This is a genomic window from Rhodoferax sp., from assembly GCF_023701345.1.
In the GTDB taxonomy this organism is placed as follows: domain Bacteria; phylum Pseudomonadota; class Gammaproteobacteria; order Burkholderiales; family Burkholderiaceae_C; genus Rhodoferax.
This window is the reverse complement of sequence record NZ_JAMPXE010000057.1, coordinates 1-20320: the sequence shown is the minus strand read 5'-3', so window position 1 is coordinate 20320 and position 20320 is coordinate 1. Positions and strand designations below refer to the sequence as shown.

The following is a 20320-nucleotide window of genomic DNA, read 5'->3' as shown; positions in this document are numbered from 1 at the left end:
GTGGCCCAGGTGATGAGGCCGTAGCTTAAAGGCCCGACGATGCTGGCCAGCCGGATGGCAAAAGTCCACAGGCCGTAAAACTCGGCAATCTGGCGCTGCGGCGCAAACAGGCCGGCCATGGCGCGCCCGGCCGACTGGCTGCTGCCCATGCACAGGCCGGCAATCACCGCGGCGTACCAGAAATCGCCCTTGGTGCTGGCCAGGGCGGCGATGACGCAGGTGGCGATCCAGCCCAGCAGGGTGCTGGCCAGCGCAATCTTGTGGCCGATGCGGTCCTGCAGGTAACCCCAGGCAAAGGCACCCGCCGCCGCCGCAATGTTGAGCACAAAGATCAGCACCATGGTTTCCTGTTGCTTGAAGCCGATTACCTGCTCGGCATAAATGGCGGCCAGCGCAATCGCCACCGCCACGCCGGCCTGGTAACACACGGCGCAGATCAGCAGCCACATGAAGTCCTTGAATTGCCGGGCTTGATGAAAGGTGTGCTGCAACTGCCTTAAGGAGGCCCTGAAGCCGCCTTGCCCCTGCGCCGCCGGGTTGGCTTGCGCACGCTCCTTGAGCAGGGCAAAGGTGACCAGCGCGGCCGAGCCATACAGCGCTGCCGTGATCAGCATCGTGACCGGAACAAACTGCGAGGCGCTCTGGCCCTGGCCTTGCGCCCAGAGCACATAGGCCAGGCACAGCCCGAGCGCCAGCATGCCGCCAAAGTAGCCAAAGCTCCAGCCCCAGCCGCTGACCTTGCCCAGGGATTCGGTGCGTGCCAGTTCCGGCAGAAACGCCGCCGTCATCGATTCACCCCAGGCATAAAACGTGTTGGACACCACGATCAGCACCACCGCCAGCGCCACACTGCCGGGCCCGACCAGTGCCAGCGCCGCCGTGGCCAGCACACAGCCGGCCGTGAACAGGCCGAGCAGCCGTTTTTTGGCGGCACGCAGGTCGGCATAGGCGCCCAGACTCGGCATGGTGAGCATGACGATGGCATTGGAAAGACTGAGCGCTGCGGTCCAGGCCAGCGTGGCCCAGGGCGCGCCCTGCGCCACACCGCCGACAAAATAGGCGGCAAACACGGCGGTGATGACCACCGTGGTGTAACCCGAGTTGGCAAAGTCGTACATGGCCCAGCCAAAGACCTCGCGCTTGCGCACGCCTGGATTGAGGGCTTGTGGTGAGAAAAGGGCCATGGTGTTGGGCTTGAGTTTAAAGGAGCCGTTCATCAAGTAAAAAACCCGGCCCCCTTGCAGGGACCGGGCAAAGCGGCAGGGCCGCGATCAACTTCGATTTTTTAGCTGAGGTGACAACGCATCAGGTGCCGATCTTGCCGCCGTCGGTTTTGGTGATCACGATGGTGGCAGAACGCGGCCGCTTGCCGGCGCCGTAACCGGCGTTGCTGGGCCACTGGCTGGTGTACTTGGTCGGGTCGGCAATGTTGGTCTGGGCTGTGGTCTCGCCGGGATGCTGGATGTTGATGAACATCGCCTTGCCGTCGGGCGTTTCGCACAGGCCGGTGATCTCGCAGGCCTTGGGGCCGACCAGGAAGCGTTTGAGCTTGTCTTCGCCCGGTGCCTTGCCGACGTAGGTGTCCACGGTCAAGGTTGTGGTGTCGGCCTTGGTGTAGCTCAGCGTTTTCTTGGCGCCATCACCCACTGTGCCGGGCAGGGCTGCGACCATCATGCAGTTGGTGACGTCGGTGTAGGCGCCGTCGTCGGTCTGGATCCACATGATGCCGGTGGCCGGGCTGAACACCAGGCCGTCGGGGCAGGAGAAGTCCTGGTCATCGGTCAGGCTGGACAGGTTGACGGTGCCGGGCGCGGCGCTGGATTCGGCGCCGAACACATACACATCCCAGGCGAAGCTGGTGGCTGCGTTACCGACGTTACCTTCCTTGAGGCGCAGCACATGGCCGTTCGGGTTGCCGCTCTGCGTGCTGCTGCCGTTTTTGATGTCGGTGTAGACACGTGGGTTGGCGCTGTCGGGCGGCATGCTGGCGGAATTGACCGCGCGGTTGCTGTTGTTGGTTAGCGTGAAGTAGATCTCGCCGTTGGCGACGTTGGTGGAGCACCACTCGGGGCGGTCCATCTTGGTCGCGCCCACCGCGTCGGCAGCCAGGCGGGCATTGACCAGCACATCGGCCTGGTCGGCAAAGGCGTAGCTGCTATAGCCAGCGATGGTCGGGTTGGTGATGGCCAGCTCGACCCAGGCACCCGTGCCGTCGCTGTTGAACTTGGCCACAAACAGCTTGCCGTCGTCGAGGTAGGTGTCGCCCGTGGTGATGCGGTCGGCCGGGTTGGCGTCGGTCGCGGCCCAAGCCTTGGCCGAGACGAACTTGTAAATGTACTCGCCGCGCGAATCGTCACCCATGTAGACCGCCAGCGGCTGGCCCGCCACCGGCTTGCCGAAAGCAGCGCTCTCGTGGGCGAAGCGGCCGAGAGCGGTGCGTTTGCGGGCGGCCTTGGTCTTATCGTAGGCGTCAATCTCGACGATGTAGCCGAAGGTGTTGAGTTCGTTGCGGTAGTCGTCGGTCGCTGCGCCTGCGCCCTGGCTGATATCCCAGCGCGCGTATTTGTCATCGCTGCCGGCAGATTCCCAACCGTGGCGACTGGCGGCAGCGGCATTGCGGCCGTAGCGCTTGAGCGACACCACGCTCCTGGCGCTGGCGCCACCGCGGGTGGTGTCGTCGGTGGCGCTGCGGGTGAAGTAACCGGCCCAATTCTCCTCGCCGGTCAGGAAGGTGCCCCAAGGCGTCTTGCCGGTGCCGCAGTTGTTGAGCGTGCCGCGCGTCTTGGTGCCATCGGTGGAGTGCTTGGTGACCATCAGCGCGTTGCCGCGGGCCGGGCCGGTGAGCTGCATGTTCTCGCTTAGACAGGTCAGGCGGAAATTGAAGGCCGAACCCTGCATCGTGGCCCACTTGTCGTTGGTCTTTTTGACTTCGACCACGGAGATGCCATGAATCGCAATTTCCTTGTCCACTTCGGCCGCCGGGCGCGGCAGGCTCGGGGTGCCGCCGTCGGCGTGCAGGAAGAAGGAACTGAGCGTTTCGTCGGTGGTGGCTTCATGGTTCATCGCCAGCAGGCCGCGGTCGGTGGACGTGAGCGAAGGCTTGCCCGATGCGTCCAGGCCAAACCATTCCATGCCGTCATGGTGATCGCCGGCGCGGTTTTCAAAATCGGTGTCAGTGCCGTCGTTCTTGTAGGCAGCCGTGGTGCCCGTTAGTGGGTCGCCCAGGGCGTAGATCACGCTGGCGGTGTAGCCGGCAGGCACCAGCACGGCGTCGGTCAGGCTTTTTGACACGGCGCTGAAACCCAGCAACGTGGCTGCGGGAGCCGCCGGTGCGGCCACAGCGTCGTCGCCACCACCGCAGGCGGTCAGTCCGACGCCGCCCAGCATCACGGTGCCGACGCTGCCCATGCCGCCGCGCAGCAGACCGCGACGGCTCAGGCGCGCTTGCAGCACCGAGTCAAAGCTCGGGTTGCTGCTGGTGTTGGAATTTTCATCGTTGAAGTCAATTTTTTGGGTCATCTTGGTGTTCCTGGGTGTTTCGTTGCGACTACATAGTCGCCGGCGTAGGTTAATGAGGCACCGTGACGATTCCATGAAATCTGGATGATGATTTCGTGACAACTGCCTTGCGAATCATCAAGCGCGCGCTGCCCCAGTCAGGGATACTGAAAAACGGCATGCCGTGCTTTTCAATTTTTCAGGAGATGCATCATGTTTCGCGATCGCATTGATGCGGCCCGGCAACTGGCCGACAGACTCAAGAGCTACCGGGGCAAGCATCCGCTCGTTCTGGGGATTCCGCGTGGCGCGGTGCCCTTGGCCAAAGTCATTGCCGACCAACTCGAAGGTGAGCTCGATGTGGTGCTGGTGCGCAAGCTGCGCGCACCACAGCAGCCGGAGCTGGCCATTGGTTCGGTCGATGAAAGCGGCTGGACTTATCTGTCCGAAGTTGCGCAAGCCTATGGCGGCACGGCCGACTACCTTGCAGCCGAGAAACAGACCCAGATGGCGACCCTGCGCCAGCGCCGCGCCCAGTACACGCCGATTCGCCCTCCGATCAGCCCTGCCGGGCGCATTGTGATCGTGATCGACGATGGCTTGGCCACCGGCGCCACCATGATCTCGGCGCTGCATGGCCTGCGGGCCCAAAAGCCCGCCAAACTGATTTGCGCCGTGCCCGTGGCACCGCCCGACACGCTGGCTACGGTGGCTGAACTGGCAGACGAGGTGGTGTGCCTTGAAACGCCCCCATATTTTCGGGCGGTGGGGCAGTTCTACCAGCACTTTGAGCAGGTGGATGACGAGGAGGTGATCAAGGTGCTGCAGCAAGCCTGAAGCTGATGCCAAACGGCTTTGGAATTGAGAATTCGCAATACCCTGATTTTCAGCGCAATTACAGTTGAGCCGTGTTCTGGACGGAAGGCGAAAGCAATCTGTAGGAACACGAAGCTGGGGGATTCAAGCAATTGGATCGAGTCTTGGTGTGAGACATCAAGACGGATGGGAACGTCCCCAGACGTGTCAACCTAACGAGCTGATATGGGATTCCCGCCACCGCCGCCAGCCCCTGAAAAGGCTGGCGGGTCATCCGTTAATAAATTTCCGGTACCAGAATTTCATTGGGCACGGGCAGGCGCACATAGTCATTGTTGTGCACGCGGGGAGGCAGCATGATTGTCGGGTGCTCAAATTCCTCGTATGGCAATTGTTGCAACAGGTGGTGAATACAGTTGAGGCGCGCCTTTTTCTTGCCATCTGCCTGCACCACCCACCAGGGCGATTCCGGAATGTGGGTGCGCTCAAACATGATTTCCTTGGCCTTGGTGTATTCCTCCCAGCGGCGGCGCGACTCCATGTCCATCGGGCTGAGTTTCCATTGTTTCAGTGGGTCATGAATCCGTCCCAGAAAACGCAATTGCTGCTCTTCGTCTGAAATGGAAAACCAATACTTGATCAAGGTGATGCCGGAACGCACAAGCATTTTTTCAAACTCGGGCACCGAGCGAAAAAACTCTTCGTACTGCTCGTCGGAGCAAAACCCCATGACCCGTTCGACGCCAGCACGGTTGTACCAGCTGCGGTCGAACAAGACCATTTCTCCGGCACCGGGCAGGTGCGCCACATAGCGCTGGAAGTACCACTGGGTTTGCTCGCGGGCATTGGGAGCTGGCAAGGCTGCGACACGGCAGACCCGCGGATTCAACCGTTGTGTGATGCGTTTGATGGTGCCGCCTTTGCCGGCGGCGTCACGCCCTTCAAACAGGATCACAATCTTCTGGCCGGTTTTGACGACCCAGTCTTGCAGTTTGACCAACTCGCCCTGCATTCTGAACAGCTCGCGGAAATACAGTTTTCTGCTGACTCTGTACTGCTCGGATTCGGTGTCCAGACCGTTGCCGGAGATTTCGTCAAGATTACGATCTTCCAGCTCCATCTCAAATTCTTCGTCATAACTGTCAGCCAGATCGCGACGGATGCGTTGAATCAATTTTTCATCGTTGGAATCCAAAGGCAACTCCCGGGTAGGTTGGGCTTTTGACAGCCTGGACTGATCAAGGCGTTTTGATGGTCTTTGTTTCAGGAGCCATTTCGCGCAAGCTTTGGACCATGCTGCTTGAGTCCAGCAGGCGCAGTTTGCTGGCGTAATGTCGATCGAGTCGCCATTCGTTCAAAATTTCAAGTGCCAGCTCGAAACGCTTGTCATCGAGCTTGTAGAGTTGCGACACAGAAATGCTGGTTTCGCTTTCGAGCGCGAGCACCAGTGCGGCAATGATTTGGGCTGCCGGTTCGTCTGGATTGGTTTCAATGAGTTTGCGGGCTTTTTTGATGGCAAGCATGGTTTTTCCAGAATTGTTGATGGGGTTTGGTATTTTGTTTGCGTAGGATAGCCCAGGCCCCTCGTTTTTTTGATGACAAGAGGGTGACAAGAGGAGGTAATTTGTCGTGTCCTGGTGTCTCAAAGCCCAGATATTTGTCATATTCCTGACACATTATTGACGTAAATTACCTGTGTCGGACCCAAAGAGGTTCAACAACTGATCCATTCAAATTAAGGATTTCCCATGAACAAAAGTATTTACAAGTCGATTTTGGCAACCACCATCGTGTCGTTTTTCGGCGCCGCGGCTGTGAACAACATGGCCAATGCCCAGAGCATCACCGGTGCAGGCGCTACATTTCCGGCTCCCATCTATGCCAAATGGGCGGCTGAATACAACAAGGCGACTGGTGTCAAAGTGAACTATCAATCCGTGGGTTCAGGTGCCGGCATCAAGCAAATCGACTCCAAAACGGTTGATTTTGGCGCCTCGGACATGCCTCAGACGGACGAAGTACTCAAAGCCAAAGGCCAGATTCAGTTTCCCACCGTGATTGGCGGTACTGTGCCGGTGATTAACATCAAGGGCATTCAACCCGGCCAGATGAAGCTGGATGGTCAGGTGCTGGGCGACATCTATCTGGGCAAGATCACCAAATGGAATGACGCCGCCATCAAGGCGCTGAACCCGACTTTGGCACTGCCGGATGCTGACATTGCGGCGGTGCGCCGTGCCGACGGTTCGGGCACCACATTCAACTTCACCAACTACCTGAGTCGCGTTCACCCGGAATGGAAGACCAAGGTGGGTGAAGGTACGGCGGTGAATTGGCCGGTTGGCGCTGGCGGCAAAGGTAACGAAGGCGTGGCTGCATTTGTGAATCGACTGCCCAATTCGATTGGTTATGTCGAGTATTCGTATGTCATTCAAAACAAGATGACTTACACCCAATTGAAAAATAAAGACGGCGTGTTTGTGTCGCCGAGCGAAGAAGCCTTCAAGGCGGCGGCGGCCGGTGCTGACTGGAACAAGTCGTTCTACCAGCTCATCACGGACCAGCCCGGCAAAGGCACCTGGCCCATCTCGACGGCGACTTTCATCCTGATGCACTTGCAGCAGGACAAGCCCGCACAGGCCACCGAGACCTTCAAGTTCTTTACCTGGGCGTTCAAGAGCGGCGACAAGCTGGCCTCGGATCTGGACTACGTGCCTCTGCCAGACAGCGTGATTGCAAGTGTTGAAAAGGCCTGGGGTAATGTCAAGGACGGCGCAGGCAAGCCGGTTGCATTGAAATAAGTTGTTTCTGAGGGGCCAAATTGATCTTCAGGAGCGCGAGTCATGTCCACTACACTTTCGACCAGAGAAATGTCGTTAAATTCATCCGAAACTTCTGCTGGACGTGTCATGACTCAAGCATCTACTGTCAAACTGGCCCCCTCAAGTCCATGGGCTGACCGCATTTTTGCGTGGCTTGCCAAGAGTGCGGCGTTACTCACCCTGGGTTTGTTGATCGCCATTCTGGCTTCACTGACCGTTGGGGCCTGGCCGGCCATCAGCAAGTATGGCCTGGGTTTCCTTGCAAGCGCCACCTGGGATCCGGTGAAGGAGGAGTTCGGTGGCCTGGTCATGATCTACGGCACCCTGATGACTTCTTTCATTGCCTTGGTGATTGCGGTGCCGGTCAGTTTCGGAATCGCCATTTTTTTAACGGAATTGTCGCCAGCCTGGTTGAAGCGCCCGTTGGGCACGGCCATTGAATTGCTTGCGGCGATTCCCTCCATTGTCTACGGCATGTGGGGCCTGCTGGTGTTCGGGCCCATTTTGTCTACCTATGTTCAGCAGCCACTGCAAGCCATCTTCAAAGGCGTGCCTTATCTTGAGGCCCTGTTTTCAGGACCGCCCGTCGGTATCGGCATTTTGTCGGCGGGCATCATTTTGGCTATCATGATCATCCCGTTCATTGCGGCCGTCATGCGTGATGTGTTCGAGGTGACACCGACCTTGCTCAAAGAGTCCGCCTACGGCCTGGGTGCGACCACCTGGGAGGTGGTGTCGACCGTGGTGCTGCCGTACACCAAAACCGGTGTGATTGGCGGCATCATGCTGGGGTTGGGGCGTGCCATTGGTGAAACCATGGCGGTCACCTTCGTGATCGGTAATTTCAACCAGCTTGATTCGCTGAGCCTGTTTCAGGCTGCCAACAGCATCACCTCGGCGCTGGCCAATGAGTTTGCCGAAGCGGGTGAGGGTTTGCATCAGGCTTCCTTGATGTATCTGGGACTGGTGTTGTTTTTTATTACCTTTGTGGTGTTGAGTTTGTCCAAGCTGTTGCTGAGTCAACTTAAAAAAGGCGAGGGGGCAAAGTCATGAGCACCAATGAAACTTTGACGCAAGCGTCGCAATTGGCGCAGGTTCGGCAACAGCGCTACGCCAATCGCAAGCGCGTCAACCAGGCGGCCTTGTTGTTGTCCCTGTTGGCCATGGGTTTTGGTCTGTTTTGGCTGTTCTGGATTTTGTTTGAAACCATTCGTCTGGGCGCCTCCGGCCTGACCTGGTCCGTGTTGACGGAAATGACGCCGGCTCCCAATGATCCAGGTGGTTTGGCCAACGCCATTTATGGCTCGTTTTTGATGGTTTGCCTGGCCACCTTTGTCGGTACTCCCGTGGGTGTGATGGCCGGCATTTACCTGGCTGAGTTCGAGCCTAAAAGTGGCTTGGCGGCGATCACGCGGTTTGTCAATGACATCTTGTTGTCGGCGCCGTCCATTGTGATCGGCCTGTTTGTCTACGCGGTGATCGTGACCCGGTTCAAGTCGTTTTCTGCTTACGCGGGTATTGCGGCGTTGACCTTGATTGTGATTCCGGTCGTCATTCGCACCACCGAGAACATGTTGCAGCTGGTGCCGGCGGGTTTGCGGGAAGCCGCCTATGCACTCGGTGCGCCCAAGTGGAAGGTGATCTTGAGCATCACCATGCGTTGCGCCCGTGCCGGTGTCGTGACGGGCATCCTGCTAGCAGTCGCACGTATTTCCGGTGAAACGGCACCGTTGTTGTTCACTGCTTTGAGCAACCAGTTCTGGACCTCCAATTTGAGCGAGCCCATGGCGAGTTTGCCCGTGACCATTTTTAAATTTGCCATGAGCCCGTATGAAAACTGGCAGCAACTGGCGTGGGCCGGGGTGTTCCTGATTACCCTGGCAGTGCTGGCACTCAATGTGCTTGCCCGGGTATTGACCCGAACCAAGGTCTGATGAATATCTGTTGTATTTGAAAAGGTTGTGAGAATGAAGATTGAAAATACCATTGAGAAAAAAGAACAGCCGAAAATCACGGTCAACAACCTTGACTTTTTTTATGGCAATTTTCATGCGCTCAAGGGCATCAACCTTGAAATCCCTGAAAACAAGGTCACCGCCTTCATTGGCCCGTCGGGTTGCGGCAAGTCCACGTTGTTGCGTGTTTTCAACCGCATGTTCGAGTTGTACCCCGAACAGCGCGCCAAGGGCGAAGTGATTCTGGATGGCGAAAACCTGTTGACCAGCAAGCAGGATGTGGCGCTGTTGCGCGCCAGGGTCGGCATGGTGTTTCAGAAACCCACCCCCTTTCCGATGTCCATTTTTGACAATATTGCTTTTGGTGTGAAGTTGTTTGAGTCGCTCAACGCCACAGATATGGAAGAGCGTGTCGAGTGGGCTTTGCGCAAGGCGGCCTTATGGACGGAAGTAAAGGACAAACTCAAGCAAAGCGGCTCCAGCTTGTCTGGCGGACAACAGCAGCGCCTGTGCATTGCCCGCGGCATTGCCATCAAGCCCGAAGTGCTGCTGCTGGACGAACCCTGCTCGGCGTTGGACCCCATTTCAACGGCCAAGATCGAAGAACTGATCATCGAGCTCAAGACCGACTACACGGTTGTTATCGTGACCCACAACATGCAGCAGGCGGCCCGCTGCAGTGATTACACGGCTTACATGTATCTGGGTGACTTGATCGAGTATGGTGCCACCGAGCAAATTTTCTTCAAACCCAACCGCCAGGAAACAGAAGACTACATCACTGGCCGCTTTGGTTGATTCAATGGCTTTTTTGTCTTAGCAAGCCATTTTTGACAGACGCTTCTTTCAAGGAACACCATCATGACTGAAAAACATTTATCGTCCCAGTTTGACAGCGAACTCAGTGCCGTGTCGACTCGCGTCATGGAAATGGGTGGCCTGGTAGAGTCGCAGATTCGCCACGCGATTTACGCCCTGTCGCAGTTGAGCGTCGATGCGGCCAATGAAGTTGCCGCAGCCGAGGTTCGGGTCAACGCCATGGAAGTGGACATTGACCGTGATCTCTCCAGCATCATCGCCAGGCGCCAACCGACAGCGCGTGATTTGCGCTTGTTGATTGCCATCTCCAAGGCCACCGCCAACCTGGAGCGGGTGGGCGATGAAGCCGCGAAAATTGCGCGCATGGTGCTCTCCATCATTCAAAGCGGCGCGCCGCGTTCTCTGCCTTCGCTGGAATTGCGCGTGGCCTCCGACATGGCTTCGGGCCTGTTGCGCAAGGCACTCGATGCCTTTGCCCGGCTCGACACCACCGCCGCTTTGGCGATTCTCAAGGAAGACGACCTGATTGACCAGGAATTTGACGGCTTTGTGCGCAAACTCATCACCTACATGATGGAGGACCCACGCATGATTTCACCGAGCCTGGATTTGTTGTTTTTGGCCAAGGCGATTGAGCGTATTGGTGACCATGCCAAAAACATTGCCGAACTGATCATCTACATCGTCAAGGGTGCCGATGTGCGTCATACCTCGATCGATCAAATTGAATCGGTGATGAAATGAGACGTTTGCCGGGTGTCCTGATTGTTGAAGACGAGCCCGCCATTGCCGAACTGATCTCGGTCAACCTGCGACACAGCGGTTTTCGGCCTATCTGGGCCATGGACAGTGTCACTGCACAGGCCGAACTGGAATCCGTTTTGCCGGATGTGATTCTGTTGGACTGGATGTTGCCCGGAGAGAGCGGGTTGGCGCTTGCCAAGCGCTGGCGTGCCCACCCACGCACCAAGACGATCCCGATCATCATGTTGACAGCAAGAGGCGACGAGGTCGACCGGGTGGCGGGACTGGATGCGGGTGCCGATGACTACATTGCCAAACCGTTTTCAACCAAGGAATTGCTGGCACGGATACGTGCCGTGTTGCGTCGTCGTGCGCCCGAGCAGGCAGAGGGGCAGGTGACACTTGGTGAACTGTGCCTTGATGCAGCCACCTACCGTGTCACGTTTCAAGCCCAGCCGCTGAAGCTGGGACCGACGGAGTTCAAATTGTTGCACTACCTGATGACGCACGCCGAGCGTGTGCACAGCCGCTCCCAATTGCTCGACAAGGTCTGGGGTGACCATGTATTCATTGAGGAACGCACGGTGGATGTGCATGTCAAACGCTTGCGCGAGGCGCTGGGTGAGGCCGGCGCCATGGTGGAAACCGTGCGCGGTGCCGGCTATCGCCTGACGGTGCAGGCACTGCTGGCAAAACAGGCGTAATACGGGCGCGCGCATGCTGGGCCGGTTTATTTTCTTTCTCGGCTGCTTGTCAGCCGGTGCGGCACTGGGTGCCTGGCTTGATGGCTATTGGCCTGAAAGGCATACCCTGACACTGGGTCTGCTGATGGCTGCGGTCTTGTGGATGCTGCAGGACATTGTGCGTGCCGGACAATTTTTAAACTGGTTGCGCCATGACCAACCTGATGAAGACGGTCCCAAAGTTGGTGTCTGGGGGGATATCACCTCCCGGGTAAGACGCATGCTGCGAGCGCGTGAGCGTCAGACCAGCGAGTCCCAGGCGCGCCTGCATGATTTTTTATCTGCCATGCAGGCCTCACCCAACGGTGTCATGTTGCTCGACGGCGGGGCACACATCGAGTGGTGCAACCAGACTTCAGCCATGCATTTCGGTCTCGACCCCAAGCGCGACCTGATGCAGACCATTGGCAATCTGGTGCGTGATCCGGGTTTTGCAAGTTATATGGCGGCGCGCGATTTTGGCAGCAGTCTGACCATGCCGGGGCGGGACAGTACCCCCTCCAGGCCGGTGACCCTGTCCGTGCAACTGCATCCCTATGGTGATGGCCGCAAATTGCTGTTGTCGCGTGACATCACCTTGTTGGAGCAGGCAGAAGCCATGCGGCGTGATTTTGTGGCCAATGTGTCACACGAAATCCGCACCCCCCTGACGGTGCTGGCAGGCTTTGTGGAAACCCTGCAAACGCTCAAGCTAGATGAGTCCGAGCGTCAGCAGTATCTGGCGCTGATGGCACAACAAGCTGAGCGCATGCAATCCCTGGTGAGTGATTTGCTCACGCTGTCCAGGCTCGAAGGCAGTGCCCCGCCCGGGGTGGACGCGCTTGTGTCCGTGCCGACTTTGATGCGCCAGCTTGAAACTGATGCCCTGTCGCTGTCTCAGGTGATGGGGGAGGCCAGCTCATCTGACCATCAGTTTGTATTCGACTGCGATTTTGATGGTTTCCTGGCAGGTACGGCCAGTGAATTGTTCAGCGCCATGGGTAATCTGGTCAGCAACGCAGTCCGCTACACCCCTCCCGGCGGGCACATCACGGTCAGCGTCCGGCCACGGGCAGATGGTTGTCTGGTCTTTTCTGTGGCCGATACGGGACCGGGCATTGCGGCCGAGCACCTGAGTCGGCTGACGGAACGCTTTTATCGTGTGGACCGCAGTCGTTCGCGTGAAACAGGCGGCACCGGCCTCGGTCTGGCCATCGTCAAGCATGTGGCGCAACGCCATGGGGCGATCTTGTCCATTGCAAGCACGGTGGGCCGTGGCTCGGTATTCAGTCTTATTTTCCCATTGCAGCGGGTGGTGCCGGCAGCAACGGCAAGCGACGCTCATACAGCCAGATCGAATCCTTCCGTTCCGCTGGATGCCCCATCGAGCGACGCAGCTGCCACATCGGGCTTTGTGTGAGGTCCGGGTGCTTGCTGGCGCTGTCGATGTCGGCGATCAGCCACTGGCAGCTGTTGTGTGGATCAAGCACTTGCAGTTCAAGTTGGCTGTGAAACTGAAACGCCGCGATCTGACTGCGGTTCAGGCCCAGCGTCGCCACGCAGCCGGGTGACTGCGGCATGGCAGATGTGACAAGCTTCACCATTGGTGCATAGCTGCGGGCAAAGTCCAGCAACGGCAACCACAAAGTCATCAGCAGCAGCCAGCTCAGGGCGGCGCCACCGGCAGGCAGAACCACGCTTTTCCAGATCGCTGCCTGGTGCCGACCGACACGCCATTTAACCAGCCAGGCCCACACCAGACTGGCGCCAAGCGCTATTAAAAAAGGCATCAGGGAAAAGCTGTGATCAAAGCCCGGCACCAGCCGCGCCACATTGGCGGCCGGTCGTGCCGGGAAACCCGTTTGCATGGAAATCCAGACTACCCAGATCACCAGCGCACAGCCGGAGAAGAAAATCAGGGCAAACCAGTCGATCAGCGCCCCCACGCTGCGACTCAGCGTGGGCAGGGCAAAGGCCGCCAATGCCGCCAGGGCGGGCAGGGCCAGCAGCAGCGAGCGGTCGGCAGCAGGGGTGGTCAAGGTGGCGGCGCTGGCAACTGCCACAAACCAGATTGGCAGCCACAGATGCAGTCCCGTGAAGCGGAGGTTGAAGATTTGTCGGCGCCAGCGCCAAAGCGTCCAGATGGCCAGCGGCCAGGCCGGCCAGGCAAACCATAAAAATAGACGGCCCAGGCTTTGCCATTCAGCCAGATTGGCGTGGGGCAGCTCAATGCGCCAGCGCCACAAATCCAGATAGCTGGCCAGCAGGGCGCAGACCAGTGACAGCAGTGCCAGGCCGCTCGCCCTGATTTTTTTCTGCGAGGCTTCAGATGCCGGGGCAAGCAGGTAAAGCGCCGTGCCACCCAGTCCCAAAGCCAGAGCCATTGACGGGGCGCCAGAGAGCGTGAGTCCCAGCAGCGCCACAGCAGCGCTCAGCCCCGGGTTGAAAGGGCGGTAGGGCAGGGCCGCAGAGGCGTAAAACAGCAAGGCGGCAAAGCACAGCTGTGTCAGTGCCGGCGTGGTTTCGTGAGCCAGTTGTGCCAGCCCAAGGCAGGCAATGAAGGCCAGTAGCCCGCCATCGGCAATGGCGCGTGCGTAATCCGTGGGATGCGCCTCACCGCCAAAGGCAAAGGCGACAGGTTGTGCCATCGGGCTGCGTGCCAGGTAGTAGGTGCCATACCAGGTTGCCACCAGCGCCAGCACCAGCAGCAGCATAAAGGGCAGGCGCGCGGCCAGCTCTGGTGTCAGCCAGTCAGGGGCCAGTTGAATCGCCCAGGCACCCAACCAATAGGGCAGCAATGCATCGACTTCAGACGGCATGCCGCCCAGCGTCGGGTGCCACCAGTCTGCGCTGCCACGGGCTAGTTCGGCCATGTAACCAAACGTGGTGATGTCGTCGCGCTTCCAGGGCGCACGCCCCAAAAAGCCGGGCAGCACGTAGGCCAGGCAAAACAGCAGCAGCGCCAGGCGCGGCAGGCGCTTGACGCCGGCTTGTGCGACGATGGCAGGGGTGGGCTGGTCCACGGGTGTGATGTTGAAAATAAGGGTTAACGCAAAGAAAAAGGCAGCGCGGAATGACCCGGCTGCCTTTGGCAAAGCGCTAAGTGCTGCTTATTTGGCAGCAGTTTTACCGAAGCGGTTGCGGAAGCGCTCCACGCGGCCACCCATGTTGTCCACGGATTTTTGTGTGCCGGTATAGAAAGGGTGCGACTCGCTGGAGGTGTCGAGTTTGAAGAGTGGCAGCTCACGGCCGTCTTCCATTTTGATCATCTCTTTGGCATTGGCGCAAGAGCGTGTCACGAACTTGAAGCCGTTGGACGAGTCCAGGAAACAAACTTCGCGGTAGTTGGGGTGAATGCCGTCTTTCATGATTTCTCCATCAGATGCGTTAGCCGCGCCGACCCTTGCGCAAACCATTGCGCAATTCAAAGCCGTTCGTACTTTTCGCTAAAACCGGTAATTATAGTGTAGCCACGCCGTGGCTTGCTTAGCCGCCCCGACGCATCAAGTCAAAAAACTCGCTGTTGGTTTTGGTGGCGCGCATTTGTTTGAGCACCATTTCCATGGATTCGACTTCGTCCATGTTGTACAGGAACTGGCGCAGGATGCGCGTCTTTTGCAGAATATCCGGAGCCAGCAACAGTTCTTCGCGCCGGGTGCCGCTGCGGTTGAGTTGAATCGACGGGAACACGCGCTTTTCGTACAGGCGGCGGTCCAGGTGAATCTCGCTGTTGCCCGTGCCTTTGAACTCTTCGAAGATCACCTCGTCCATGCGGCTTCCGGTGTCGACCAGGGCCGTGGCGATGATGGTTAGGGAGCCGCCTTCTTCCACGTTGCGCGCGGCACCCAGAAAGCGTTTCGGGCGTTGCAGTGCGTTGGAGTCGACACCGCCGGTGAGCACCTTGCCGGAGGACGGCACCACATTGTTGTAGGCGCGCGCCAGGCGGGTGATCGAGTCGAGCAAGATCACCACGTCTTTTTTCAGTTCGACCAGACGTTTGGCACGTTCGATCACCATTTCGGCCACGTGCACGTGGCGGGCAGCGGGTTCGTCGAAGGTGGATGCAATCACCTCGCCCTTGACGGTGCGCTGCATTTCGGTCACTTCTTCAGGGCGCTCGTCAACCAGCAGCACCATCATGTGGCTGTCGGGATAATTGGCTGAAATGGCGTGCGCGATGTGCTGCATCATCACTGTTTTGCCGCTCTTGGGCGGTGCCACCAGCAGGGCGCGCTGGCCTTTGCCGATGGGGGCGATGATGTCGATGATGCGCCCGGTGATGTTTTCCTCGCCCTTGATGTCGCGTTCCAGGCGCATCTGCGCGTTGGGAAACAGCGGCGTCAGGTTTTCAAACATCACCTTGTGCTTGTTTTCCTCGGGGCCGCCACCATTGACTTTTTCCAGCTTGTTCAAGGCAAAGTAACGCTCGCCGTCCTTGGGAGTGCGCACTTCGCCTTCGATCATGTCACCGGTGTGCAGGTTGAAGCGGCGCACCTGGCTCGGGCTGATGTAAATATCATCCGTGCTGGCGGTATAGCTGGTGTCGGGACTGCGCAAAAAGCCAAAACCATCAGGCAGGATTTCCAGCACACCATCGGCAAAAATCTGTTCACCGGCACGGGCACGCTTTTTGATGATGGCAAACATCAACTCCTGCTTGCGCATGCGGCCGGTGTTTTCAATCTCAAGATCTTCGGCTTGTTTGAGGACTTCTGACACGTGCAGTGCCTTGAGTTCATTTAAATGCATGGAGTGGTTCAGTGTTTGTTTGGAATCTGCCGGGAGGGGAATGTTGTGGCGCGACGGACTTGTGCAGGTTCAAGTCGCATTGGCTTTGCACCTCTGACTCGAGCTGACCCTGGATGGGGGTCAGCGAGTGGTTGTGATTATGACAGGAAAAAAAGCCCCTTTGGGATGGACTGGGGCGGGCAGGTACGCAGCAGGCGCTGCGGCGGTGATCAGGCCAGTTGCTGGTCGATGAAGGCTAGCAGCTGTGCTTTGCTCATGGCACCCACTTTGGTGGCTGCCAATTGGCCGCTTTTGAAGATCATCAGGGTGGGGATGCCACGAATGCCAAACTTGGCTGGAATATCGCGGTTTTCATCGACATTCATTTTGGCAATTTGCAATTTGCCTTCATAGGCCGCAGATACCTCATCGAGGATGGGGGCAATCATTTTGCATGGACCGCACCATTCTGCCCAGTAATCTACCAGCACGGGCACATTGGATTGCAGGACGTCGCCTTCGAACGATGCATCGGACACATGTTTGATCAGTTCACTGGCCATGATTTTTCCTAAATTGATAGTTTGAAAAGAATACAGTGGCGAAATTGTGACAGAAACCAAAGCAGTGTTCCAAGGCATGGGCTTGTTGAGGGCCAGGGCGCTGGCTCGGAGACGGTATTGCCAAGACACCGGAGCGGTTCTAATTGGCGGATCTTAAAGAGTATCAGGTTGAATGATGAAAAAAGTAGCGGTTATAGGTGCCGGTCCGGCCGGGTTGATGGCGGCTGAGGTGTTGTCTGGTGCCGGTGTGCAGGTGCTCATGTTCGATGCCATGCCCAGTATTGGCCGGAAATTCCTGCTGGCAGGCAAAGGCGGCCTGAACCTGACGCATTCCGAGCCGGCCGACTTGTTCACCTCCCGTTACGGACAACGCCGTCAGCATATTGAGGCACTCTTCAAGTTTTTCGATGCCGTGCACGTTCGGTCCTGGGCGGCCTCGCTTGGCATTGAAACCTTTGTCGGCAGTTCAGGGCGTGTTTTTCCAGCTGACATGAAAGCAGCGCCGCTGCTGCGGGCCTGGCTGACGCGCCTGCGTCATCCTAAAAATGGTCCGCCAGTGACATTTTTCATGCGCCACCGCTGGACCGGTTGGCACAAGACGGTCACAGCAGACACCAGGCTTGACGCCGCAGCCACCTTGCTGGACTTTGACACGCCGCAAGGGTCCATCCAGGTGCAGGCCGATGCTGTTGTGCTGGCGTTGGGCGGTGGCAGTTGGGCGCGTCTGGGTTCTACCGGTGCCTGGGTGCCGTGGCTGCAGGCCAAAGGCGTGGCGGTGGCCCCGCTGCTGCCGGCCAATTGCGGTTTTGATGTGAAAAACGGCTGGAGCGCGCACTTTGCCAGCCGTTTCGCGGGTTTGCCGTTCAAGTCCGTGGCGATTGCGTTCACCAACACGACGGGGCGTGAGTTTGTTCGCAAGGGTGAGTTTGTCGCGACCGCCACCGGCGTCGAGGGCAGCCTGATTTATGCCGCATCGGCTTTGCTGCGGGATGAGGTTCTGGCCAGCGGGTCAGCCACCTTGCAGCTGGATCTGCTGCCTGACATGTCCTTTGAGCGCATACTCACCGAGGTCCGGCATCCACGTGGCTCACGTTCCTTGTCAAGCCACCTCAAGAGCCGGTTGCATATCGATGGCATCAAGGCGGCCATCCTGTATGAGTTGTTGAGCAGGGAGCAAATGACTGATCCGGTGCAGTTGGCGCAGGCGATCAAGGCCCTGCCAATTACCTTGACGGCGACACGTCCGCTGGACGAAGCCATCAGCAGTGCCGGCGGCGTGTTGTTCGAGGCCATGACCGGGCAGCTGATGCTGGATGCTTTGCCGGGCGTGTTTTGTGCCGGTGAAATGCTGGATTGGGAGGCCCCCACAGGAGGGTATTTGTTAACCGCCTGCCTTGCCAGTGGTGTATGCGCGGGGCAGGGGGCTTTGACTTACGTCAGGACCATGCAAGCTGAAAGCTCATAATTATGAATTCAGTTTTATAAACATTGGAGACAGCCCATGACCTCATATGCCGAATTTCACCATAGATCACTGACGGACCGCGACGGTTTCTGGGCCGAACAAGCCCGCTTGGTGGACTGGAAAGTGCAACCCGGCCAGATTTGCGATTACAGCAATCCGCCATTTGCCAAGTGGTTTGTCGGCGGCGTGACCAACCTGTGCCATAACGCGGTGGATCGCCATCTGAAAGACCGTGCCGACCAGGCGGCGCTGATTTTTGTCTCGACCGAAACCCATCAGGAAAAGGTCTATTCGTTTCGCGAACTGCACGCCGAAGTCCAGCGCATGGCAGCGGTGCTGAAGGAACTGGGTGTGGGCAAGGGCGACCGGGTCCTGATCTACATGCCCATGGTTGCCGAGGCCGCTTTTGCCATGCTGGCGTGTGTGCGCATTGGCGCAATCCACTCGGTGGTATTTGGCGGTTTTGCTTCCGGTTCGCTGGCTTCCCGCATCGAAGACGCCGAGCCCCGGGTCATTATCAGTGCCGATGCCGGTTCGCGTGGCGGCAAGGCGGTGGGCTACAAGCCGCTGCTCGATGAGGCGATTCGCCTCTCGAGCTACAAGCCGGAGTCCGTCCTGCTGGTGGATCGCGGTCTGGTTCCGATGGAATTGGTGGCGGGTCGCGACAAGTTATGGGCGCCGCTGCGTGACAAGCACATGAACACGGTGGTGGCATGCGAGTGGGTCGACGCCACCCACCCAAGCTACACGCTCTATACCAGCGGTACCACGGGCAAACCGAAGGGCGTGCAACGCGACACCGGTGGTTATTGCGTGGCGCTGGCCGCCAGCATGAAACACATTTATGCCGGCAATCCGGGTGAAACCTATTTTTCGACCAGCGACATCGGTTGGGTGGTGGGTCACAGCTACATCATTTACGGCCCGCTGATCGCCGGTATGGCCACCATCATGTACGAAGGCCTGCCGACGCGCCCCGATGGCGGCATCTGGTGGAGCCTGGTGGAGAAATACAAGGTAACGGTGATGTTCAGTGCGCCCACCGCCGTGCGCGTGCTCAAGAAGCAGGACCCGGCCTTGCTCTCCAAATACGATTTGTCGAGCCTGCGCGCCCTGTTCCTGGCGGGTGAGCCGCTGGACGAACCCACGGCCCAGTGGATCAGCGCCGGTCTGGGCAAACCGATCATCGACAACTACTGGCAAACCGAAACCGGCTGGCCCATTTTGTCGCTCTGCAATGGCGTTGAAAAAGCGGTCAGCAAGTTTGGCTCTCCGGGCAAGGCGGTTTATGGCTACAACGTCAAATTGCTGGACGACCAGACCGGTGAAGAGCTGATGGGTGCCAACCAGAAAGGCGTGGTCGCGATCGAAGGCCCGCTGCCACCCGGCTGCATGCAAACCGTGTGGCGCGATGACGAACGCTTTGTCAACACCTACTGGAAGAGTGTGCCCGGCAAGCTGGTGTACAGCACCTTCGATTGGGGCGTGCGTGATGCCGATGGCTACTATTTCATTCTGGGCCGGACCGACGACGTGATCAATGTCGCCGGCCATCGCCTGGGCACCCGCGAGATCGAAGAAAGTATCTCGGCGCATCCCAACATTGCCGAGGTGGCCGTGGTGGGCGTGGCCGATCAGCTCAAGGGCCAGGTGGCGATGGCGTTTGCCGTGCTCAAGGATGCCAGCCTAGTGGCAGATGAGGCCAGTGTCCTCAAGCTCGAAGGCGAAATCATGAAGCTGGTGGATCGCGATCTGGGTGCCGTGGCCAGGCCGGCCCGCGTGCGTTTTGTCACCGTTTTGCCTAAAACGCGCAGCGGTAAATGCCTGCGCCGTGCCATCACCGCGGTGTGCGAGGGGCGTGATCCGGGCGACCTGACCACCATGGACGACCCGGCAGCTTTGCAACAGATCAAGGATCTGGTGAACGCCTGACCCCGGGCCTGATTCAGGGTCAATCTTCGCTTGTAAGAATTGTGCTGCCTTTCAGTGGCACAATCTTCATCTGCATTCGGCCCTTCCAACGCCACTGTCGCATCCGCCAAACGGTCAAGCCGTGACGCGGGAGGTTAATCAACCATCAGCTTTAACCAGCTAAAGTTTCCTCAAGGGAAATGAAAGTCAGCGAAATATGAGTGAAACCAATACGGTTTATCAAGCCTATCAGGCGAACACCTACCTTTTTGGTGGC

At 58.3% G+C, this 20320-nt stretch carries 17 protein-coding genes and 1 pseudogene; 10 read left to right on the top strand and 8 right to left on the bottom strand.

The genetic code is table 11. From position 1 onward, the window contains the following. Together NDI87_RS09560 and NDI87_RS09555 are read right to left on the bottom strand one after the other, a co-directional pair. Window positions 1-1184: MFS transporter (locus tag NDI87_RS09560; RefSeq protein ID WP_296274979.1), on the bottom strand; the 1184-nt coding region annotated here is incomplete at its 3' end. Window positions 1185-1305: 121 nt separating this feature from the next. Continuing rightward, window positions 1306-3519, bottom strand: coding sequence for a PhoX family phosphatase (locus NDI87_RS09555; protein WP_296274978.1), 2214 nt, complete (start codon window positions 3517-3519; stop codon window positions 1306-1308). A 192-nt stretch (window positions 3520-3711) separates the two neighbouring features. Between NDI87_RS09555 and NDI87_RS09550 the strand changes: the two genes are divergently transcribed. Continuing rightward, window positions 3712-4335 carry a phosphoribosyltransferase family protein gene (locus NDI87_RS09550; RefSeq protein ID WP_296274977.1) on the top strand — a complete coding sequence of 208 codons (624 nt, stop codon included), beginning with the start codon at window positions 3712-3714 and terminating at the stop codon, window positions 4333-4335. A 256-nt stretch (window positions 4336-4591) separates the two neighbouring features. Here NDI87_RS09550 and ppk2 read toward each other — a convergent pair whose 3' ends face one another. After that, complete coding sequence (gene ppk2, locus NDI87_RS09545; protein ID WP_296274976.1) at window positions 4592-5509, bottom strand: polyphosphate kinase 2; 918 nt, start codon at window positions 5507-5509, stop codon at window positions 4592-4594. A 43-nt stretch (window positions 5510-5552) separates the two neighbouring features. Beyond that, window positions 5553-5837 carry a hypothetical protein gene (locus NDI87_RS09540; protein WP_296274975.1) on the bottom strand — a complete coding sequence of 95 codons (285 nt, stop codon included), beginning with the start codon at window positions 5835-5837 and terminating at the stop codon, window positions 5553-5555. Between the two features lie 225 nt (window positions 5838-6062). Between NDI87_RS09540 and pstS the strand changes: the two genes are divergently transcribed. The 7 genes and pseudogenes from pstS to phoR form a co-directional block, all read left to right on the top strand. Beyond that, window positions 6063-7115: a phosphate ABC transporter substrate-binding protein PstS gene (pstS, locus tag NDI87_RS09535; protein ID WP_296274974.1), complete on the top strand. Its 1053-nt coding sequence runs from the start codon at window positions 6063-6065 to the stop codon at window positions 7113-7115. A gap of 108 nt (window positions 7116-7223) precedes the next feature. Continuing rightward, entirely contained in the window at window positions 7224-8189 is a 966-nt protein-coding gene (pstC, locus tag NDI87_RS09530) for a phosphate ABC transporter permease subunit PstC (RefSeq protein WP_296274973.1), read from the top strand. Beyond that, window positions 8186-9070 (top strand): phosphate ABC transporter permease PstA, encoded by an 885-nt coding sequence (pstA, locus tag NDI87_RS09525; RefSeq protein WP_296274972.1) that lies wholly within the window; start codon window positions 8186-8188, stop codon window positions 9068-9070. Before pstC ends, pstA begins: the two co-directional genes overlap by 4 nt. 33 nt (window positions 9071-9103) lie before the next feature. Beyond that, window positions 9104-9889 carry a phosphate ABC transporter ATP-binding protein PstB gene (pstB, locus tag NDI87_RS09520; RefSeq protein WP_296274971.1) on the top strand — a complete coding sequence of 262 codons (786 nt, stop codon included), beginning with the start codon at window positions 9104-9106 and terminating at the stop codon, window positions 9887-9889. A gap of 63 nt (window positions 9890-9952) precedes the next feature. Further along, window positions 9953-10654 (top strand): phosphate signaling complex protein PhoU, encoded by a 702-nt coding sequence (phoU, locus tag NDI87_RS09515; protein WP_296274970.1) that lies wholly within the window; start codon window positions 9953-9955, stop codon window positions 10652-10654. Then, complete coding sequence (phoB, locus tag NDI87_RS09510) at window positions 10651-11358, top strand: phosphate regulon transcriptional regulator PhoB (RefSeq protein WP_296274969.1); 708 nt, start codon at window positions 10651-10653, stop codon at window positions 11356-11358. The genes phoU and phoB overlap by 4 nt, the downstream gene beginning before the upstream one ends. Window positions 11359-11371: 13 nt before the next feature. Then, window positions 11372-12679 (top strand): annotated as a pseudogene (phoR, locus tag NDI87_RS09505) (phosphate regulon sensor histidine kinase PhoR); the annotation flags it as partial. On the opposite strand, the gene NDI87_RS09500 reads toward phoR, so the two are convergent. The 4 genes from NDI87_RS09500 to trxA form a co-directional block, all read right to left on the bottom strand. Then, window positions 12669-14399 carry a hypothetical protein gene (locus NDI87_RS09500; RefSeq protein WP_296274968.1) on the bottom strand — a complete coding sequence of 577 codons (1731 nt, stop codon included), beginning with the start codon at window positions 14397-14399 and terminating at the stop codon, window positions 12669-12671. The pseudogene phoR and the gene NDI87_RS09500 sit on opposite strands and share 11 nt — an antisense overlap. Before the next feature lie 87 nt (window positions 14400-14486). Then, window positions 14487-14744: a type B 50S ribosomal protein L31 gene (locus NDI87_RS09495; RefSeq protein WP_296160817.1), complete on the bottom strand. Its 258-nt coding sequence runs from the start codon at window positions 14742-14744 to the stop codon at window positions 14487-14489. Between the two features lie 118 nt (window positions 14745-14862). Beyond that, window positions 14863-16125 (bottom strand): transcription termination factor Rho, encoded by a 1263-nt coding sequence (gene rho / locus NDI87_RS09490; RefSeq protein WP_296274967.1) that lies wholly within the window; start codon window positions 16123-16125, stop codon window positions 14863-14865. Between the two features lie 209 nt (window positions 16126-16334). Beyond that, the gene (trxA, locus tag NDI87_RS09485) at window positions 16335-16667 is read right to left on the bottom strand and encodes a thioredoxin TrxA (RefSeq protein WP_296274966.1); all 333 of its coding nucleotides are present in this window, start codon (window positions 16665-16667) and stop codon (window positions 16335-16337) included. Window positions 16668-16842: 175 nt separating this feature from the next. Here trxA and NDI87_RS09480 point away from each other — a divergent pair, with 175 nt between their 5' ends. After that, a complete protein-coding gene (locus NDI87_RS09480) occupies window positions 16843-18132 on the top strand; it encodes a TIGR03862 family flavoprotein (protein ID WP_296274965.1) in 1290 nt (429 codons plus the stop codon). Between the two features lie 36 nt (window positions 18133-18168). Continuing rightward, window positions 18169-20064: a propionate--CoA ligase gene (locus NDI87_RS09475; protein WP_296274964.1), complete on the top strand. Its 1896-nt coding sequence runs from the start codon at window positions 18169-18171 to the stop codon at window positions 20062-20064. Window positions 20065-20320: the final 256 nt, after the last annotated feature.